Source organism: Brucella sp. NBRC 113783, from assembly GCF_040372265.1.
Classification (GTDB): Bacteria; Pseudomonadota; Alphaproteobacteria; order Rhizobiales; family Rhizobiaceae; genus Brucella; species Brucella teleogrylli.
The window spans coordinates 22,694-37,240 of the sequence record NZ_BAABRX010000010.1; the positions used below are offsets into that span (position 1 = coordinate 22,694).

Consider the following 14,547-nt stretch of genomic DNA (forward strand, 5'->3'; position numbering starts at 1 on the left):
TGCAGAGTCAATCGGAGCAAATGTGCCAGCGTTTCGGGCGCAAAAAAGCCCCGCGCCGGGTGGCTGCGGGGCTTGTCGTTTTGTTCGGCTATTGAGCGGCTCAGACCAGTTCGCCAGCCAGCGCCTTTTTGATCAGGGCGCGGGTTTCCTCGATGCCGTAAAGCGCGACGAAGGAGCCGAAGCGTGGGCCACGCTCCTGTCCGATCAGCACTTCATAGAGCATCTGGAAGAAGGAAACCGACACGCCGGGGCCGCCTTCCGGGCTCTTCTTGGTGTGATCCTGATAGCGTTCGATGGCGCGGGCGACGTCCAGAATGGCGTTCTGGATATCGTTGCCATCGGTCCCGGCAGGCAGGGTCGCAAGCTTGGCGTCCAGCGCTTCCAGTGCGCCGCGTTCCACGTCGTCCGGCGCACGGAACTGCTTGGTCGGCTTGACGAAATCGTTGAAGTAACGGATCGCGTAACCAACCAGCGCATCCAGTTCCGGATTGTTTTCCGGCGTGACGCCCGGCGCGTGGCGCGAGATGAAGCCCCACAGAACCGACGGGCTTTCCGCATTTGATGCGCTGACCAGATTGAGCATCAGCGCGAAGGTCACCGGCAGGTCAACCTTTGGCGGGTTGCCATAATGAATATGCCAGACCGGATTGTTCAGCCGGTCCTTCCACTCTTGACGGTTATAGGCCGACAGATAGGTGAAATATTCGTCCACCGCCTTCGGGATGACATCGAAGTAAAGGCGCTTTGCGGTCTTCGGCTTCTGGAAATTGTAAAGCGCAAGGCTTTCGGTCGGCGCATAGGCCAGCCATTCGTCAATCGAGATGCCGTTGCCCTTGGACTTGGAAATCTTCTGGCCAAGTTGGTCGAGGAACAACTCGTAAACGAAATGTTCCGGCGCGCGTCCGCCGAGAATTTCGCAAATGCGGTCGTATACGCCCGCATTGGTCTGGTGATCCTTGCCGAACATTTCGAAATCGACGCCGAGTGCCGCCCAGCGCATACCAAAATCCGGCTTCCACTGCAGCTTTACCTTGCCGCCGGTGACGGAAAGCGTGGTTTCGACGCCGTCTTCATCGTCGAATGTGATCGTGCCAGCCTTGGCGTCCACGCTCTTCATCGGCACGTAAAGCACGCGGCCCGACTTGGGCGAGATCGGCAGGAACGGGCTATAGGTCGCCTGACGCTCTTCGCCGAGCGTCGGCAGCATGACTTTCATAATGTCGTCATAGCGTTCGACGGCGTTGAGCAGCACCGCATCAAACTTGCCGGACTTGTAGTAATCTGTCGCGCTGGCGAATTCGTAGTCGAAGCCGAAAGTGTCGAGGAAGCGGCAGAGCATAGCATTGTTATGCTCGGCAAAGCTCTTATATTCGCCGCCGAACGGGTTCGGCACCGACGAAAGCGGCATTTGCAGATAAGGCTCAAGTGCTGCCTTGTCCGGCACATTGTCTGGAATCTTGCGCATGCCGTCGAGATCGTCGGAGAAGCAGATCAGGCGCGTCTTCACCTTGTCTTCGGTCAGAATACGGAAGGCATGGCGCACCATCGAGGTGCGCGCCACTTCGCCGAATGTGCCGATATGCGGCAGACCCGACGGGCCATAGCCGGTTTCGAAAATCACTGTGTCCGGCAGGCCGGTCTTGGCATAGCGCTTGAGGATTTTCTTCGCTTCTTCAAAGGGCCAGGCTTTCGCGTCCGCAGCCGCCGCGGTCAGTTCCGGGGTCAGCGTAATTTCGGGCAGACGATGCGAAGTCATGGTTTTGTCCTGATATCCTGTGAAGGGCGTTATTCTTGAAAAACGGTGCACGCATCCGTGCCTATGCTCTATGGCGCGACAACCCCGTGCCGTCAACGGCTGGTGCGGAATTTCCTTGCCTAACCGCGGGAGGCTTCCTAACTTTCCGGCAAATTGTAACCGGAAAAGCTGATTCCGATCATGGTGTCGCTGAGGAGTACCCGATGAAGAAAATCTCGCCGCAGGATGCACTCGTCTACATCATGATCACGACGTCGGCTGCCGACACGACGATGACCGACGCGGAACTGGAGTCCATCGGCAATGTGGTGACGCGCCTTCCGGTGTTCCGTGGCTTCGATACGGCGGAACTGCCGCGTCTTGCCAATGAATGCTACGCGCTGCTGGCCTATGAAGACGGTCTGGAAAAGATCCTCGACCTTGCGCATGAAGCGCTGCCTGAAAAGCTTTATGACACGGCCTATGCGCTGGCGGTGGAAGTGGCGGCTGCCGATCTCCATGTCGAGCAGGAAGAGCTGGAATTCCTCCAGATGCTGCGCGACCGCTGGACGCTGGACGAGCTGACGGTTGCCGCCATCGAGCGCAGCGCACGGGTGCGTTTCCGCAAGCTCTGAATAGTTTGCGTCACGCAATAAAAACGCCGGTCCGAAACAATTGGACCGGCGCTTTCTTTTTGCGGGATAGGCTTACCAGGCAGGCTGAACCGAACCCTTGAAGGTTTCTTCGATGAAGGTCTTCACTTCCGGGCTGTGATAGGAGGTGATCAGTTCCTTGACCCAGTCGGCGTCCTTGTCGGCGGTGCGCACGGCAATGACGTTGAAGTAGGGCGCCTTTTCGCCTTCGCGGATCAGCGGGTCCTTGGCCGGGTTAAGACCGGCCTCCATGGCATAGTTCGTGTTGATGACAGCCGCCTCGACATCTTCCAGCGAGCGCGGCAGCTGTGCGGCATCAAGCTCGACGAATTTCAGGTTCTTGGGGTTTTCGGTCACGTCGATGACGCTGGCGCGTAAGCCCTTGGCCGGATCGATCTTGATGAGACCGTTATCGGCCAGCACCAGAAGCGCACGCGCGCCATTGGTCGGGTCGTTGGGGATCGCCACCGTCGCGCCATCGGCAAGTTCGGAGATGTTCTTCAGCTTCTTCGAATACATGCCCATCGGGAAGTTGACGGACTGTGCCACGCTGACAATATCGAATTTGCGGTCGGCAACCTGATTATCGAGATAGGGCTGGTGCTGGAATGAATTGGCTTCCAGCGCGCCATCGGCCAGCGCCATATTTGGAATGACGTAATCGGAAAATTCCTGAATATCGATTTCCAGACCCTTGGTGGCAGCGACTTCCTTCACCTTTTCCATGATCTGGGCATGCGGGCCGGGCGTGACGCCGACGCGTATGGTTTTTGCCATCGCCGATCCGGCTGTGCAGACGGCGAGAATAAGGGCGGCGGTTAGCAGCTTACGCATCGGAACTCCTGAGATAATTGGTATGCGACCTGGGGAGGATGATTTCATCAGGTCCGGTTCATAAAGCATTTCCAGCAAAAGTGAAAAGCGGCGGCCGACCTGTCATGCACAAAAAAGCGGGCGGGGAAAACCCGCCCGCCTGTCCGGTTTCACGCTATCAGCACACGACCGGAAGCCGTCGCGCCTTGCGTCGTTCCAAAGCCGCGCGCATCACATGGGCGGCTTCTGAGAAAGTTGCGTTTTCTTTCCAGCGTTCCGCATGAACCAGTGTCGACGGAACGATATCCTTCAATGCTTCCAGCGTGTGGCGCGGCACCATGTCGGTGCAGTTCCACAGGCGACGGAAGACAACGCTGATACGTGTAATCTTGCCATTGACCTGAACAACCGGCTCTGCCGTTTCCAGTGTCCAATCTTCATAAGCATCGACCGCATCTTGAAATGCGTGATGTAGATAGATCGGTGCGTGACCGTCATGAAGCGGGGGCAGCAAACTAGACATTTCTGTTTCCTCTCTTCCAATGTGGTTCAGCTTCAAAACTTGCAGCCGGATTTATCTATCGGGCCTGCAAGTGGGCGAAACAGGAGCGGGGGTAAACTCCTGTGGTCATGTGCTGGCCATATTCGGTTCTCTCTTCACGAAATACGACAACACATAATTAACCATGATCTATGCAAAGGCGCCCCTTTGGCAAGGGGAGAATTTCTTAAGATGGCAATTTTGTAAAAAATTAATTCAGCAGTATTCTGCAAAATACTGAACAATCAGTGAGCATATTATTGGATTATACTACGTTTATCTGTTGGTCAAAATTTCCCAAAAAGGAAATGATTTTCAATATTTATTGTCGTGGTAACAGGTTTTGACCCTGTCATTCGGCCGTGGCTGCGATAGAAATAAGCCGATGGGAATAAAAATGCAGGGCAGGTGGGGTTATGTCTCGGTTCATTGCGTCGCGAAGAGGTTTTCTGGTCGGCTCGACCTTTCTGGCCGCATCGGTGGCGTGGCCGAAATGGGCGCAGGCGCAGGACAGTGCAGAAAAGGGCGGACGACTTGTAGTGGCGGCGGATTCCGAACCGCGTAATCTCAACCCGGCTATCGTCGCCTCCAATGGCGTGTTTTTCGTTGCAAGCAAGATCGTCGAGCCCTTGGCCGAAGCCTCTTTCGACGGCGAAAACGGCTTGAGCCCGCGACTGGCCACGGCCTGGGAAGGCTCGGCTGACGGGCTGACTGTGACGTTCCGCCTGCGTGAAGGCGTCACGTGGCATGACGGTACGCCGTTTACGGCGGCGGACGTGGCCTTCTCCGCACTGGAAGTCTGGAAGCCGCTGCAAAATCTTGGCCGCGTCGTGTTCAAGGCGCTGGATAAGGTGGAAACACCGGACGATCATACCGCCGTCTTTCATTTCTCGGAGCCGACGCCGTTTCAGCTCGTGCGCAACGCTCTGCCAGCGCTGACCGCGGTTCTGCCGAAACATGTTTTCGCGGGCACCGATATTGCGGCCAATCCGGCCAATGAAAAGCTCATTGGCACCGGACCGTTCAAATATGCCGAGCACAAGACCGGCGAATATTATCGACTGGTCCGGAACGACGCCTATTGGGGCGAGGGCGAACCTCATCTCGATGAGATCATCTATCGTGTTCTGCCGGACCGGGCTGCCGCAGCCGGAGCGCTTGAAGCGGAAGAGATTGATCTGGCGGCTTTCTCCGCCGTGCCGCTGGCCGACCTCGACCGCATTTCGAAAGTGCCGGGGCTAGCGGTTATTTCCAAGGGCTATGAGGCGCTGACCTATCAGCTTGTCGTGGAAATCAATCATCGTCGCAAGGAACTGGCGGACCTGAAGGTTCGTCAGGCGATTGCCCATGCGATCGACCGCGATTTCGTGGTCAAGACCATCTTCCTTGGCTACGCCAAAACCTCGACCGGCCCCGTGCCGCGCTATGACAACCAGTTTTATACGCGTGATGTGCCGTCCTATCCGTTCGATGTGGCCAAGGCGAATGAGCTTCTGGACGAAGCGGGTTACAAGCGCGGCGGGGGCGGAACGCGCTTTGCGCTGAAGCTTCTGCCCGCGCCCTATTTCAACGAGACCAGACAGTTTGGCGATTATCTGCGTCAGGCTCTGGCTGCGATTGGTATCGATGCGCGCATCGTCAACAATGACGCGGCGGCGCATCAAAAGGCGGTCTATACCGATCACGATTTTGACCTTGCCATTGCGCCGACCGTCTATCGCGGCGATCCGGCCATCTCCACCACCATTCTGGTGGAAAGTGGCATTCCGGCGGGTGTGCCGTTCTCCAATCAGGGCGGCTATACCAATGCCGAACTGGACGCCCTGATCGCCGCCGCAGCACGCGAGATCGATGAGACGAAACGCACGGCGCTTTATCACGAGTTCCAGCAAAAAGTGGAAGCGGATCTGCCGCTGATCAATGTTGCCGAATGGGGTTTCATCACGGTTGCCAATGAGCGGGTGAAGAATATTTCCAACAATCCGCGCTGGGCGGTTTCCAACTGGGCCGATACCTGGGTTGAACCGCGATAGAGCATTTCCAGCAAAAGTGCGTAGCGTCTACGCAGGGAAATCAGTCCACTGGACTGATTTCTGATCCTGCTTCGATGCGCGGGATAATGCTTAAAACAAATAGCTAGAGCGGTTCCACGATTCCGTTTTAACCGGAACCGCGATAGACGGTGACGAAGCTTCGTGTTGATTGTATCGTCGCGACGTGGCGCAGATTCTAACCCTTCTCCGGAAACGTCTGATCGGCAGCATCCTTGTGCTGCTGATTGTCGTTGTCGGCTGCTTTCTGATGCTGGAACTGGCGCCGGGCGATGCGGTGGACGCCTATGCCGTCAGCTTCGGCGGTGATGCGGCGCAGATTGCGGAAATGCGTGCCCGCTGGGGGCTGGACCAGTCGGTCTGGTATCGGCTTGCCGCCTATCTTGCCTCTCTCTTGCAGGGCAATCTTGGCTGGTCGGTCAGTTTCAACCGCCCTATCCTCGGCGTCATTCTGGAACGGCTGCCCAATACGCTGCTGCTTATGGGTGCGGCGACGGCACTGTCCTTTGCCATCGGTACACTGCTTGGGCTTGTCGCCGGATCAAGGCCGGGCAGTTTGCGCGACCGGTTTCTGTCGGTTACCTCTCTGGTGCTCTACGCCATTCCGGGTTTCTGGCTGGCGCTGGTGCTGGTCATCCTGTTTTCGATCCGGCTGCGCTGGTTACCGTCGAGTGGCATCGAAACCATTGCATCCGGCAAGCAAGGACTGGCGCGGGCAGGCGACATAGCGCGCCATCTGGTGCTGCCGGTCATGTCGCTGGCGCTGATTTATCTGGCGCTTTATCTGCGGGTCATGCGCGCCGCGATGGCCGACATATGGCGGATGGATTTTGTGCGAGCCTTGCGGGCGCGCGGCATTTCGCGACCACGCATTGTGTTGCGCCATGTGGCGCGCAACGCGTTGTTGCCGCTCGTTACCCTGCTCGGATTGCAAGCGGCCAGCATGTTGGGCGGCAGCGTGGTGATCGAAAGCGTCTTTGCGGTTCCCGGTCTCGGACGACTGGCGCAGGAGGCCGTTGCAAGCCGCGATACGCCCTTGCTTCTGGGCGTCATTCTCACAAGCGCGATCATGGTGATCATGGTCAATTTGCTTGTCGATCTTCTCTATGTCTGGCTCGATCCGCGTATTGCCCAAAGGCCGACAGGAAAGGCCAGCGCATGACGGTTTTTCTGCGCAGTCTCAAGACGGGCGAGGGTCTGGCAGGTTCGCTTATCCTGACGATCCTCGTCGCAGCAGCACTTTTCGCGCCGCTGCTCTTTCCTGGTGATCCGCTGCGGATTGTCGCGTCTCCCTTGCTGGCACCGTTCGAAAACAGCGCCTTTCCGCTTGGCACGGACCGGCTTGGGCGCGATGTGCTGGCCGAACTTTTCCACGGCGGGCGCACCTCGCTGGTTGTCGGGCTTGCGGCGGCTGTGGCCTCCATCCTCGTCGGCAGCACGGTCGGCGTGCTGGCGGGTTTTGCAGGCGGGATCGTCGATGAAGTCCTGATGCGGGTTACAGAGGCGTTCCAGACTGTGCCGGGCTTTTTGCTGGCGCTGGCGCTGGTTAGTCTTGCCGGGCCGTCATTGCCGGTTCTGGTCGCCGCAATCGTACTCTCAAGCTGGACGCAGGCTGCACGGCTGACGCGCGGGCAGGTGCTGTCCATCCGCGAGCGCGACTATGTGGCCTCGGCGCGGGTCATAGGCATGCATCCGCTGGAGATCGCCTTTCGCCAGATATTGCCCAACGCCCTGCCGCCGGTTCTGGCGCTGGTGCCGGTGATCGTCGCTTCGGCTATATTGATCGAGGCCGCACTGTCCTTTCTCGGCCTTGGCGATCCGAACCGTGTCACATGGGGCGGCATGATTGCGGAAGGCCGCACGGTTCTGCGCTCTGCACCGTGGCTTTCCATTGTGCCGGGACTGGCATTGGCGTTGACCGTCGTTGGCGTCTATCTGGCGGGCGAGGGCGTGACTGCCGCCGCGGCACGGCGCGAGGTGCAATCGTGAGCCTGCTCGTGAAACTGGATAACCTCTCGGTCACCTATGGGCGCGAAACGGCGCTGGGCAACGTTCAGCTCGATATAGAGGCGGGCAAAACGCTTGCCATTATCGGCGAAAGCGGCTCCGGAAAAAGCACCCTGGCGCTGGCGCTTGCAGGCCTTCTGCCTGCCAATGCGCGAGTATCAGGGCGGATCGACTGGGCCGATGGGCCGATGAAGCCGGGACGCGATATCGGCTTTGTCTTTCAGGACCCGGCATCAAGCTTCGATCCGCTGATGAGCATCGGCGCGCAATTGGTCGAAACCATTCGCGCGCATGAAAAGCTGGATTGCCACACCGCGAGGATGCGGGCGCTCGCACTGCTTGAGCGCGTGCATATCCCCGATGCGGAGGATAGTTTTCACCGCTACCCGCATCAGTTCTCTGGCGGGCAAAAACAGCGTATCGCGATAGCGCTCGCCATCGCCGCCAATCCGCGTGTGCTGATCGCCGACGAGCCGACAAGCGCGCTCGATACGATTGTCCAACGGGAAATCGTGGCGCTGCTGCGCAAGCTGGTGCGTGAAGACGGCATGACGCTGATCTTCATCACGCATGATATCGCACTCGCTTCCGGGCTGGCGGATCGCATCGCGGTCTTCCGCCGGGGCGCGCTGGTGGAAAGCGGCGATGTGCGCGCAATCATCGGCACACCGCAGACGGAGTATACGCGCGCACTGATTGCCGCCGTGCCTGCACTGGAGTTGGCGTCCCATGACTGAGGCTTTGTTGCAGGCGGACGGGCTGGTGGTGCACTATGGCGCTGCATTGGCGCTCGATCATGTCGGCCTTGCGGTCAACAGGGGCGAGACACTGGCGCTGGTCGGCCCGTCGGGCAGCGGCAAGTCTACGCTCGCGCGTGCCTTGCTGCGCTTGCAGCCGCTGAAGAGCGGGACAATCCGCTTTGAGGGTGAGGATTGGCTGGCATGGCAAGGTGCGGCGCTGCGCAGGCGTCGCGCAAGGATGCAGATGGTGTTTCAGGACCCGCTATCGGCTTTCAACCCTCGCGCCAGCGTGGGCGATCTTCTGCACGAACCGCTGCGCATTCATGGCATCGACCGCGATATCGCAGACCTGTTGCAAACGGTCGGGCTTGATCCAGCGCTTGCTCGGCGCGGTGTGCATGAAATTTCCGGCGGCCAGCGGCAGCGGGTGGCAATTGCCCGTGCGCTTGCGACATCCCCGTCGCTGATCGTGCTGGATGAAGCGGTTTCCGCGCTCGACGTGACCGTGCGCGGCGCAATTCTCGACTTGTTGCAGGAGATACAAAAGGCCGAGCAGACGGCTTATCTCTTCATCACCCATGATCTCGCGGTTGCTGCACAAGTGGCGGATCGCATTGCGGTGATGGAGCGCGGGCGGATTGTTGAAAACCGCCCGACGCGGGAGCTGATCCTGAAACCGCAAGCGCCTGTCACCAGAGCGCTGATTGATGCGGTGCCGAGACTTGCTGATTAGGCCTTGCCGAGTTCCACCGAACGCTTGCGCGCTGCTTCAACGGCCTCGGCAACCAGCGTTTTGAGACGGTCGCCACCCATCAGCACGTCAAGCGCCGCCGCCGTGGTGCCGTTCGGGCTCGTCACCTGCTCGCGCAGTTGCGACGGGGTGTCGGTGCTGGCGTCGGCAAGCGCGCCCGCCCCCATCACGGTCTGCATGGCAAGAAGTGCCGCCGTTTCGCGTGGCAGACCGGCCGTAACACCAGCATCGGTCAAGGCTTCGATGAAGTGGAACACATAGGCCGGGCCTGAACCCGAAACCGCCGTGACGGCATCCATCAGCGTTTCGTCATCGACGCTGGCGACCTTGCCCGACGTTGCGAGCAGGCGTGCGACGAACGCCTCGTTGTCGGCGGTCACATTGGCGTTCTTGAAGGTCACCATCATGCCCTTGCCGATGGCGGCAGGCGTGTTGGGCATGCAGCGGAGGATGGCGGCGTCGTTGCCCAGATGATTTTCAAACAGCGCAACCGGAATGCCAGCTGCAACGCTGACAAAGGTGGCGGCAGGCGCAAAGCGCTTATAGGCAGGCAGGACGGCGTTCATCACCTGCGGCTTGACGGCAACCAGGATCATGCGCGGCTTAAGGTCAGCAGGCAGCGCATCCGCGCTGGCATAGGCGTGAACGCCGGCGCCAGCTGCACGTTCGCGCAGCGCATCCGTCGGCTCGACGACGTGAACATCGCCTGCTTTCAGAATGCCATTGTCGAGCCAGCCTTTGAGCATGGCAAAGCCCATATTGCCGCAACCGACGAGAATTACCGTGTCCTGCATATTGATTGTTCCGCCTGTCTGAATGTGTCGGCGCCGTTGCGCCAGGATTGATCAAAGCCGGTATAGCCTTGCGCCTTTGCAATCTGCAAGGCGGCGCGGCCAAATTTGATCGTTGCGCGCGGACAAAACATAAAACTGCGGAAATTATAGCTTTATTGCCCGTAAATTATTGATGCCTCATAAATTATCGACCAGTATGTCCCGACGAAATTGCATGAAAGAGCGGATAATTTGCTTATCCGCGCTGCTGTTGGAATGAGGGGCCAATGGATCCGTCTTTGACTACAGGTATTCCGCCAGCGGAGGCATTCGGTCACGTTCGCATCATCATCGGTATCATTCTGGGCCTGTGCGTATCGCGCCTGCTCACCGGCTTTGCGCGCTTCATCCAGCATCCCGGCAAACAGATAATCTATCCGGTACATCTGGCCTGGGTCGCCTTCGTGCTGTTGTCGGTGGCGCATTTCTGGTGGTTCGAGTTCGGCCTCAGAACCATTCCGCTATGGACGTTCGAAAAATATCTTTTCGTGATCTTTTATGCCGGGCTTTATTTCCTGCAATGCACGCTGCTGTTTCCCGACAGCATGGAGGAATATACTGGCTATCGCGATTATTTCATGTCGCGGCGCAAATGGTTTTTCGGCATTCTGGCGCTGATCCATGTGGTGGATGTGCTCGACACATTGCTGAAAGGCGTGGATCACTATCAACTCTACGGGATCGAATATCCGATCCAGACGGTCTGCTTCATCCTGTTCAGCATCATCGCCATGTATACGGATAGCCGCCGCTATCATGGGATATTCGTCACATTCGCCTTGCTCTATCAGATCATCTTCACGCTGCGGCATTTCGCGACGCTGAACTGATCACTTCTGCCGCTCCGCATTGCGCGCGGTTTGCGCATCCACCACGGCGCGAAACTGGCGCAGGAGCGGGTGGCGTTCGGTCTGCTTGAGGCCGTAGCCAAGATTGAACGCATAATCGAAATCGGGCGGGTTCAGCCCGATATTGTGTTGCAGCATGGTCTCGATCTTGTCGAACCCCTTGGCGAAGATCGCCTCCGGGGAGACACCGCGATTATAGTCGGTCCAAAGGTCGAGAATTTCCGCCCGCAGATCATCGGGCAAAGGCGCGCATAGCTCGATGAGATCAGCCTTTTCCCGTTCGGCGCGGCCATCATCGGCGCTTTGGTGAATGGCCGGAACATCGCCGGAAATCGCTTCGCCCAGATCATGTACGAGGCACATTTTCAGAAGGCGCAGCCGGTCGCAATCGCCAAGTTCCTTGTCGAAAAGCGTGACCAGCAGACTGAGCCGCCAGCTGTGTTCGGCAGTGCTTTCCGGGCGGCCCTCGGCAGTATGGCCGGAACGCAATGTGCTTTTCAGGCGTTCGGCTGCCTGAATGAACTCAATGATGCCCTCAAGGCGTTTCATATCGACCGGATGTTCCATTTTGGTTTGCATCGAGGGTTCCTCAAGTTGCGCATCGATATGAATCATTATGGAAAACTACAATTTTAACGGTTTGTTTGCCATGATGGATGCCATAATTCTCATGGTCTGTGATATGGGCAGATCATGGGTGGATGGTCCGGGCAAAGGGGCCAGTCAATGGGCTTGGATAGGCATCGGGAAAAAGCGATGGTTGAGCAAAAGAACAAGGGACAAGCTGCTGCCGCGCGCCCCTTATTGGCTTATGCTCCCGAGTTTCTGGTCAGGACACCGGATGTAGGGCCGACCAAGACCACTGCCGAACTGGCCGAGGAATTGCTGACCGAGCGCGAGCATCGAAGGCGGCGTGAGGAACTTTTGCGCCGCAAGCAGGAAATGCTGGACGGCGAACCGGCTGCCCCTTCGGCGGTCCATGATCCTGCCGCCGATATGCGCCAGCGCATGAGCGCGATCAGGGCCGAATTGCAGTCCCGGCTTGAACCGGAGGAAGCGCCAAAGCTGCCGATGCCAGCGCCGGAGCCAACAGCGCCCGCCGCTGTCGCTCCGACCGGTGATACACCGTCCGCCAAACCGCGCAGGCGTTGGCGCTTGCGCTGGGGTCGCATCGTGGGTTTTACCGTGCTGGGCGGTTTGCTTGGGCTTGGTTATGCCATGCTGGAGCCACAACATTATCGCGTATCGACATCCATGCAGGTGTTTCCTTCCGAACGTCGCAGCGAGATTGCATCCGAAGCGGTGCTGAACCGCGCCGCGCAACTGGCGCATATCCAGTCGCCACGAGATTTCGGGCCGCCGCCGCTTCTCGATCAACTGCGGCAAGCCCTTGCCCGGTTCACCACAGCCGAAGGCGAGGCTGCGCCCGCAGCACAGGCCGCGCAAACGGGTGCGGCCATTCTGCGCCCGCATCTGGAATTTTCGCAGGCGCTCGATAGCGGCATCGTCACGGTCGAGGTGAAGGCCGCGAAGCCGGAAACAGCAGTGGCGGTTGCCAATGCGGTGACACAGGCCTTCCGTGACCAGCTGACGGGCAGCACGGGCGCGCCGGATGCCGGTCTGCCCGAGCGATTGCAGGCTCTGGAAGCTGATGCGACTGCGGTTAAGGCGGCGGTTGAAGCGTTCCGCGCCAGCCGGAATTTCGGCGACGGCGACCAGGCGGCGCTTGAAAAGGCCTTTGCCGAGGCCAAGGCCGAAACGGCGCGGATTGTCGCCGAGGCTGGCCGCTTGAGCAGCATGACGGCGGAAAGCCTGTTGCGGGATGGCCTGCCGGAAGATATGCGTTCCGGCGCGTTGGGCCGGCTGGTCGAACAATATCGCGCAGCCGGGCAAAGCGAAGCGGCCAAAAGCCTTGCCACTGAAATCGATACGGAAATCGCCAATCAGCGCAGTCTGATTCAGGCAGATTTGCGCAAAGCCGTTGAAAACGAGCAGAAGGCGGCATCGGCCATGACCGGGCTGAATGCGCCTCCAGCTAGCGATGAAGACCGCAATCGTCTGCAAGCGATGCAGCGCGATCTGGCGGCGCGGCAGGCGCTTTATGAAGATGCGCAAATGCGCGCGGCGCAAGGCGACATGAGCACCCTGTCGGCGACGGGTGCCACGGTGCGCCTTGTTCCGCCAGCCAAGGATTCATACGGCTGGCGCGGCGTGTCCTTGCAGACTTCGGTTCTGGCCGGACTGCTCGGCGGCCTCTGGCTTGGTCTGTTTTCGTGCCTGTTCGGAAACAAGCACGCGCCCGTTGCAGAAAAGCGGGAGCGGGAGGAGCCGGAAGTCGACGACGTGCTTGAGACCTATGGCGAAACGCGGCTTGCCGCCGTCATTCGGGAAGCGAACGAGCGCTGGGAAGTCGAAAACAATCGCGCCCATACAGCCGCAGAAGCGGATGAATTGCAGCGCACCATCGACGACGTGCGCGCAAACCGCGGCGTCCGGTTCTGAAACTTCTGAAATCCTGCCCTGATTTTCGCCTTTGTTGCGTATTCGGTAATTGTCATCGGGCGTCATGACGCTTATTGGCATGTATGCCCGACGGATGTGATGTATCTCCCAGACATTCCGCTCCGTTATTTCGCAAAGCCGATATTTCGAAAAGAAAGAAGCGCTCGCTATGGCCCAGTTGATCGATGGCAAGAAGCTCGCCGAGGATGTGGTTTCCACGGTGAAGACCGAAACCGAAAAGCTCGTTGCAGCGACCGGCGTGGTTCCCGGTATTGCCGTGGTGATCGTGGGTGAAGACCCGGCGAGCCAAGTCTATGTCGCCTCCAAGGGCCGCAAGGCCAAGGAATGCGGCTTCCATTCCATCCAGCACGATCTGCCGGACACCGCCTCTGAGCAGGAGCTTCTCGACCTGATCGAAAGCCTCAATAACGATCCGGCGATTCACGGCATTCTGGTGCAGCTGCCGCTGCCGAAACACATTGATTCAGGCCGCGTCATCCAGACCATTTCGCCTGACAAGGACGTGGATGGCTTCCACTTCATCAATGTCGGCAAGCTCGGCACTGGCGAGGTCGATACGGCGTTCGTGCCCTGCACGCCAGCCGGTGCGATGATCATGATCGAGCGCGTTCACGGACGCGATCTTTCCGGCCTCAATGCCGTGGTGATCGGTCGCTCCAATATTGTCGGCAAGCCTATGTTCAATCTGCTGCTCGCCGCCAATGCAACGGTCACGGTTGCTCATAGCCGCACCAAGGACCTGCCGGCGATTGCACGCACGGCGGATATTCTGGTTGCAGCCGTTGGCCGTCCGCAGATGGTCAAGGGCGATTGGGTCAAGTCCGGCGCGACGGTGATCGATGTCGGTATCAACCGCATCCCGGCACCGGAAAGAGGCGAGGGCAAAACCCGTCTTGTCGGCGATGTCGATTTTACGGATGCAGAAAAAGTTGCAGGCGCAATCACGCCGGTTCCGGGCGGTGTCGGCCCAATGACCATCGCCATGCTGATGGCCAATACGCTGACGGCGGCCTGCCGCAGTGCTGGCGTAAAAAAGCCCGTTTTTTGACATA

General features: G+C 58.8%; 14 protein-coding genes. 9 read left to right on the forward strand and 5 right to left on the reverse strand.

The annotated features are described in order from the left end of the window. Positions 1-100 precede the first annotated feature (100 nt). A complete protein-coding gene (locus ABWW11_RS21625) occupies positions 101-1,756 on the reverse strand; it encodes a lysine--tRNA ligase (protein ID WP_109367007.1) in 1,656 nt (551 codons plus the stop codon). Between the two features lie 203 nt (positions 1,757-1,959). On the opposite strand from ABWW11_RS21625, the gene ABWW11_RS21630 reads away from it, so the two are divergent. Next, entirely contained in the window at positions 1,960-2,370 is a 411-nt protein-coding gene (locus ABWW11_RS21630; protein ID WP_109367008.1) for a tellurite resistance TerB family protein, read from the forward strand. A 72-nt stretch (positions 2,371-2,442) separates the two neighbouring features. Here ABWW11_RS21630 and ABWW11_RS21635 read toward each other — a convergent pair whose 3' ends face one another. Together ABWW11_RS21635 and ABWW11_RS21640 are read right to left on the reverse strand one after the other, a co-directional pair. Beyond that, complete coding sequence (locus ABWW11_RS21635) at positions 2,443-3,222, reverse strand: MetQ/NlpA family ABC transporter substrate-binding protein (RefSeq protein ID WP_109367009.1); 780 nt, start codon at positions 3,220-3,222, stop codon at positions 2,443-2,445. Positions 3,223-3,379: 157 nt separating this feature from the next. After that, positions 3,380-3,724: a BRA0787 family protein gene (locus ABWW11_RS21640; RefSeq protein WP_109367010.1), complete on the reverse strand. Its 345-nt coding sequence runs from the start codon at positions 3,722-3,724 to the stop codon at positions 3,380-3,382. A 434-nt stretch (positions 3,725-4,158) separates the two neighbouring features. Between ABWW11_RS21640 and ABWW11_RS21645 the strand changes: the two genes are divergently transcribed. The 5 genes from ABWW11_RS21645 to ABWW11_RS21665 all read left to right on the forward strand — a co-directional run bounded on the left by ABWW11_RS21645 (position 4,159) and on the right by ABWW11_RS21665 (position 9,273). Then, the gene (locus ABWW11_RS21645) at positions 4,159-5,775 is read left to right on the forward strand and encodes an ABC transporter substrate-binding protein (protein ID WP_109367011.1); all 1,617 of its coding nucleotides are present in this window, start codon (positions 4,159-4,161) and stop codon (positions 5,773-5,775) included. Positions 5,776-5,944: 169 nt separating this feature from the next. Beyond that, entirely contained in the window at positions 5,945-6,955 is a 1,011-nt protein-coding gene (locus ABWW11_RS21650; protein ID WP_109367012.1) for an ABC transporter permease, read from the forward strand. Then, complete coding sequence (locus tag ABWW11_RS21655; protein ID WP_109367013.1) at positions 6,952-7,782, forward strand: ABC transporter permease; 831 nt, start codon at positions 6,952-6,954, stop codon at positions 7,780-7,782. The genes ABWW11_RS21650 and ABWW11_RS21655 overlap by 4 nt, the downstream gene beginning before the upstream one ends. Next, on the forward strand, positions 7,779-8,537 hold the full coding sequence (locus ABWW11_RS21660) for an ATP-binding cassette domain-containing protein (protein ID WP_109367014.1): 759 nt from the start codon (positions 7,779-7,781) through the stop codon (positions 8,535-8,537). The genes ABWW11_RS21655 and ABWW11_RS21660 overlap by 4 nt, the downstream gene beginning before the upstream one ends. Continuing rightward, positions 8,530-9,273, forward strand: coding sequence for an ABC transporter ATP-binding protein (locus ABWW11_RS21665; protein WP_109367015.1), 744 nt, complete (start codon positions 8,530-8,532; stop codon positions 9,271-9,273). Before ABWW11_RS21660 ends, ABWW11_RS21665 begins: the two co-directional genes overlap by 8 nt. On the opposite strand, the gene proC is transcribed toward ABWW11_RS21665, so the two are convergent. After that, positions 9,270-10,085, reverse strand: a complete 816-nt coding sequence (gene proC / locus ABWW11_RS21670; protein ID WP_109367016.1) for a pyrroline-5-carboxylate reductase — start codon at positions 10,083-10,085, stop codon at positions 9,270-9,272. The genes ABWW11_RS21665 and proC overlap by 4 nt on opposite strands. 266 nt (positions 10,086-10,351) lie before the next feature. Here proC and ABWW11_RS21675 point away from each other — a divergent pair, with 266 nt between their 5' ends. Continuing rightward, positions 10,352-10,954: a hypothetical protein gene (locus ABWW11_RS21675; RefSeq protein ID WP_109367017.1), complete on the forward strand. Its 603-nt coding sequence runs from the start codon at positions 10,352-10,354 to the stop codon at positions 10,952-10,954. Here ABWW11_RS21675 and ABWW11_RS21680 read toward each other — a convergent pair whose 3' ends face one another. After that, on the reverse strand, positions 10,955-11,551 hold the full coding sequence (locus tag ABWW11_RS21680) for an HD domain-containing protein (protein WP_109367952.1): 597 nt from the start codon (positions 11,549-11,551) through the stop codon (positions 10,955-10,957). 177 nt (positions 11,552-11,728) lie between these two features. On the opposite strand from ABWW11_RS21680, the gene ABWW11_RS21685 reads away from it, so the two are divergent. Both ABWW11_RS21685 and folD read left to right on the forward strand, forming a co-directional pair. Further along, positions 11,729-13,474 (forward strand): GumC domain-containing protein, encoded by a 1,746-nt coding sequence (locus ABWW11_RS21685; protein WP_121539082.1) that lies wholly within the window; start codon positions 11,729-11,731, stop codon positions 13,472-13,474. Positions 13,475-13,643: 169 nt separating this feature from the next. Continuing rightward, positions 13,644-14,543 carry a bifunctional methylenetetrahydrofolate dehydrogenase/methenyltetrahydrofolate cyclohydrolase FolD gene (gene folD, locus ABWW11_RS21690; RefSeq protein ID WP_109367019.1) on the forward strand — a complete coding sequence of 300 codons (900 nt, stop codon included), beginning with the start codon at positions 13,644-13,646 and terminating at the stop codon, positions 14,541-14,543. Positions 14,544-14,547 lie beyond the last annotated feature (4 nt).

Excerpts from the sequence above, each read along its gene's own strand:
- ABWW11_RS21625 (WP_109367007.1), bottom strand. The coding sequence starts at position 1,756 with ATGACTTCGCATCGTCTGCCCGAAATTACGCTGACCCCGGAACTGACC.
- ABWW11_RS21630 (WP_109367008.1), top strand. The coding sequence starts at position 1,960 with ATGAAGAAAATCTCGCCGCAGGATGCACTCGTCTACATCATGATCACG.
- ABWW11_RS21635 (WP_109367009.1), bottom strand. The coding sequence starts at position 3,222 with ATGCGTAAGCTGCTAACCGCCGCCCTTATTCTCGCCGTCTGCACAGCC.
- ABWW11_RS21640 (WP_109367010.1), bottom strand. The coding sequence starts at position 3,724 with ATGTCTAGTTTGCTGCCCCCGCTTCATGACGGTCACGCACCGATCTAT.
- ABWW11_RS21645 (WP_109367011.1), top strand. The coding sequence starts at position 4,159 with ATGTCTCGGTTCATTGCGTCGCGAAGAGGTTTTCTGGTCGGCTCGACC.
- ABWW11_RS21655 (WP_109367013.1), top strand. The coding sequence starts at position 6,952 with ATGACGGTTTTTCTGCGCAGTCTCAAGACGGGCGAGGGTCTGGCAGGT.
- ABWW11_RS21665 (WP_109367015.1), top strand. The coding sequence starts at position 8,530 with ATGACTGAGGCTTTGTTGCAGGCGGACGGGCTGGTGGTGCACTATGGC.
- proC (WP_109367016.1), bottom strand. The coding sequence starts at position 10,085 with ATGCAGGACACGGTAATTCTCGTCGGTTGCGGCAATATGGGCTTTGCC.
- ABWW11_RS21675 (WP_109367017.1), top strand. The coding sequence starts at position 10,352 with ATGGATCCGTCTTTGACTACAGGTATTCCGCCAGCGGAGGCATTCGGT.
- ABWW11_RS21680 (WP_109367952.1), bottom strand. The coding sequence starts at position 11,551 with ATGCAAACCAAAATGGAACATCCGGTCGATATGAAACGCCTTGAGGGC.
- ABWW11_RS21685 (WP_121539082.1), top strand. The coding sequence starts at position 11,729 with ATGGTTGAGCAAAAGAACAAGGGACAAGCTGCTGCCGCGCGCCCCTTA.
- folD (WP_109367019.1), top strand. The coding sequence starts at position 13,644 with ATGGCCCAGTTGATCGATGGCAAGAAGCTCGCCGAGGATGTGGTTTCC.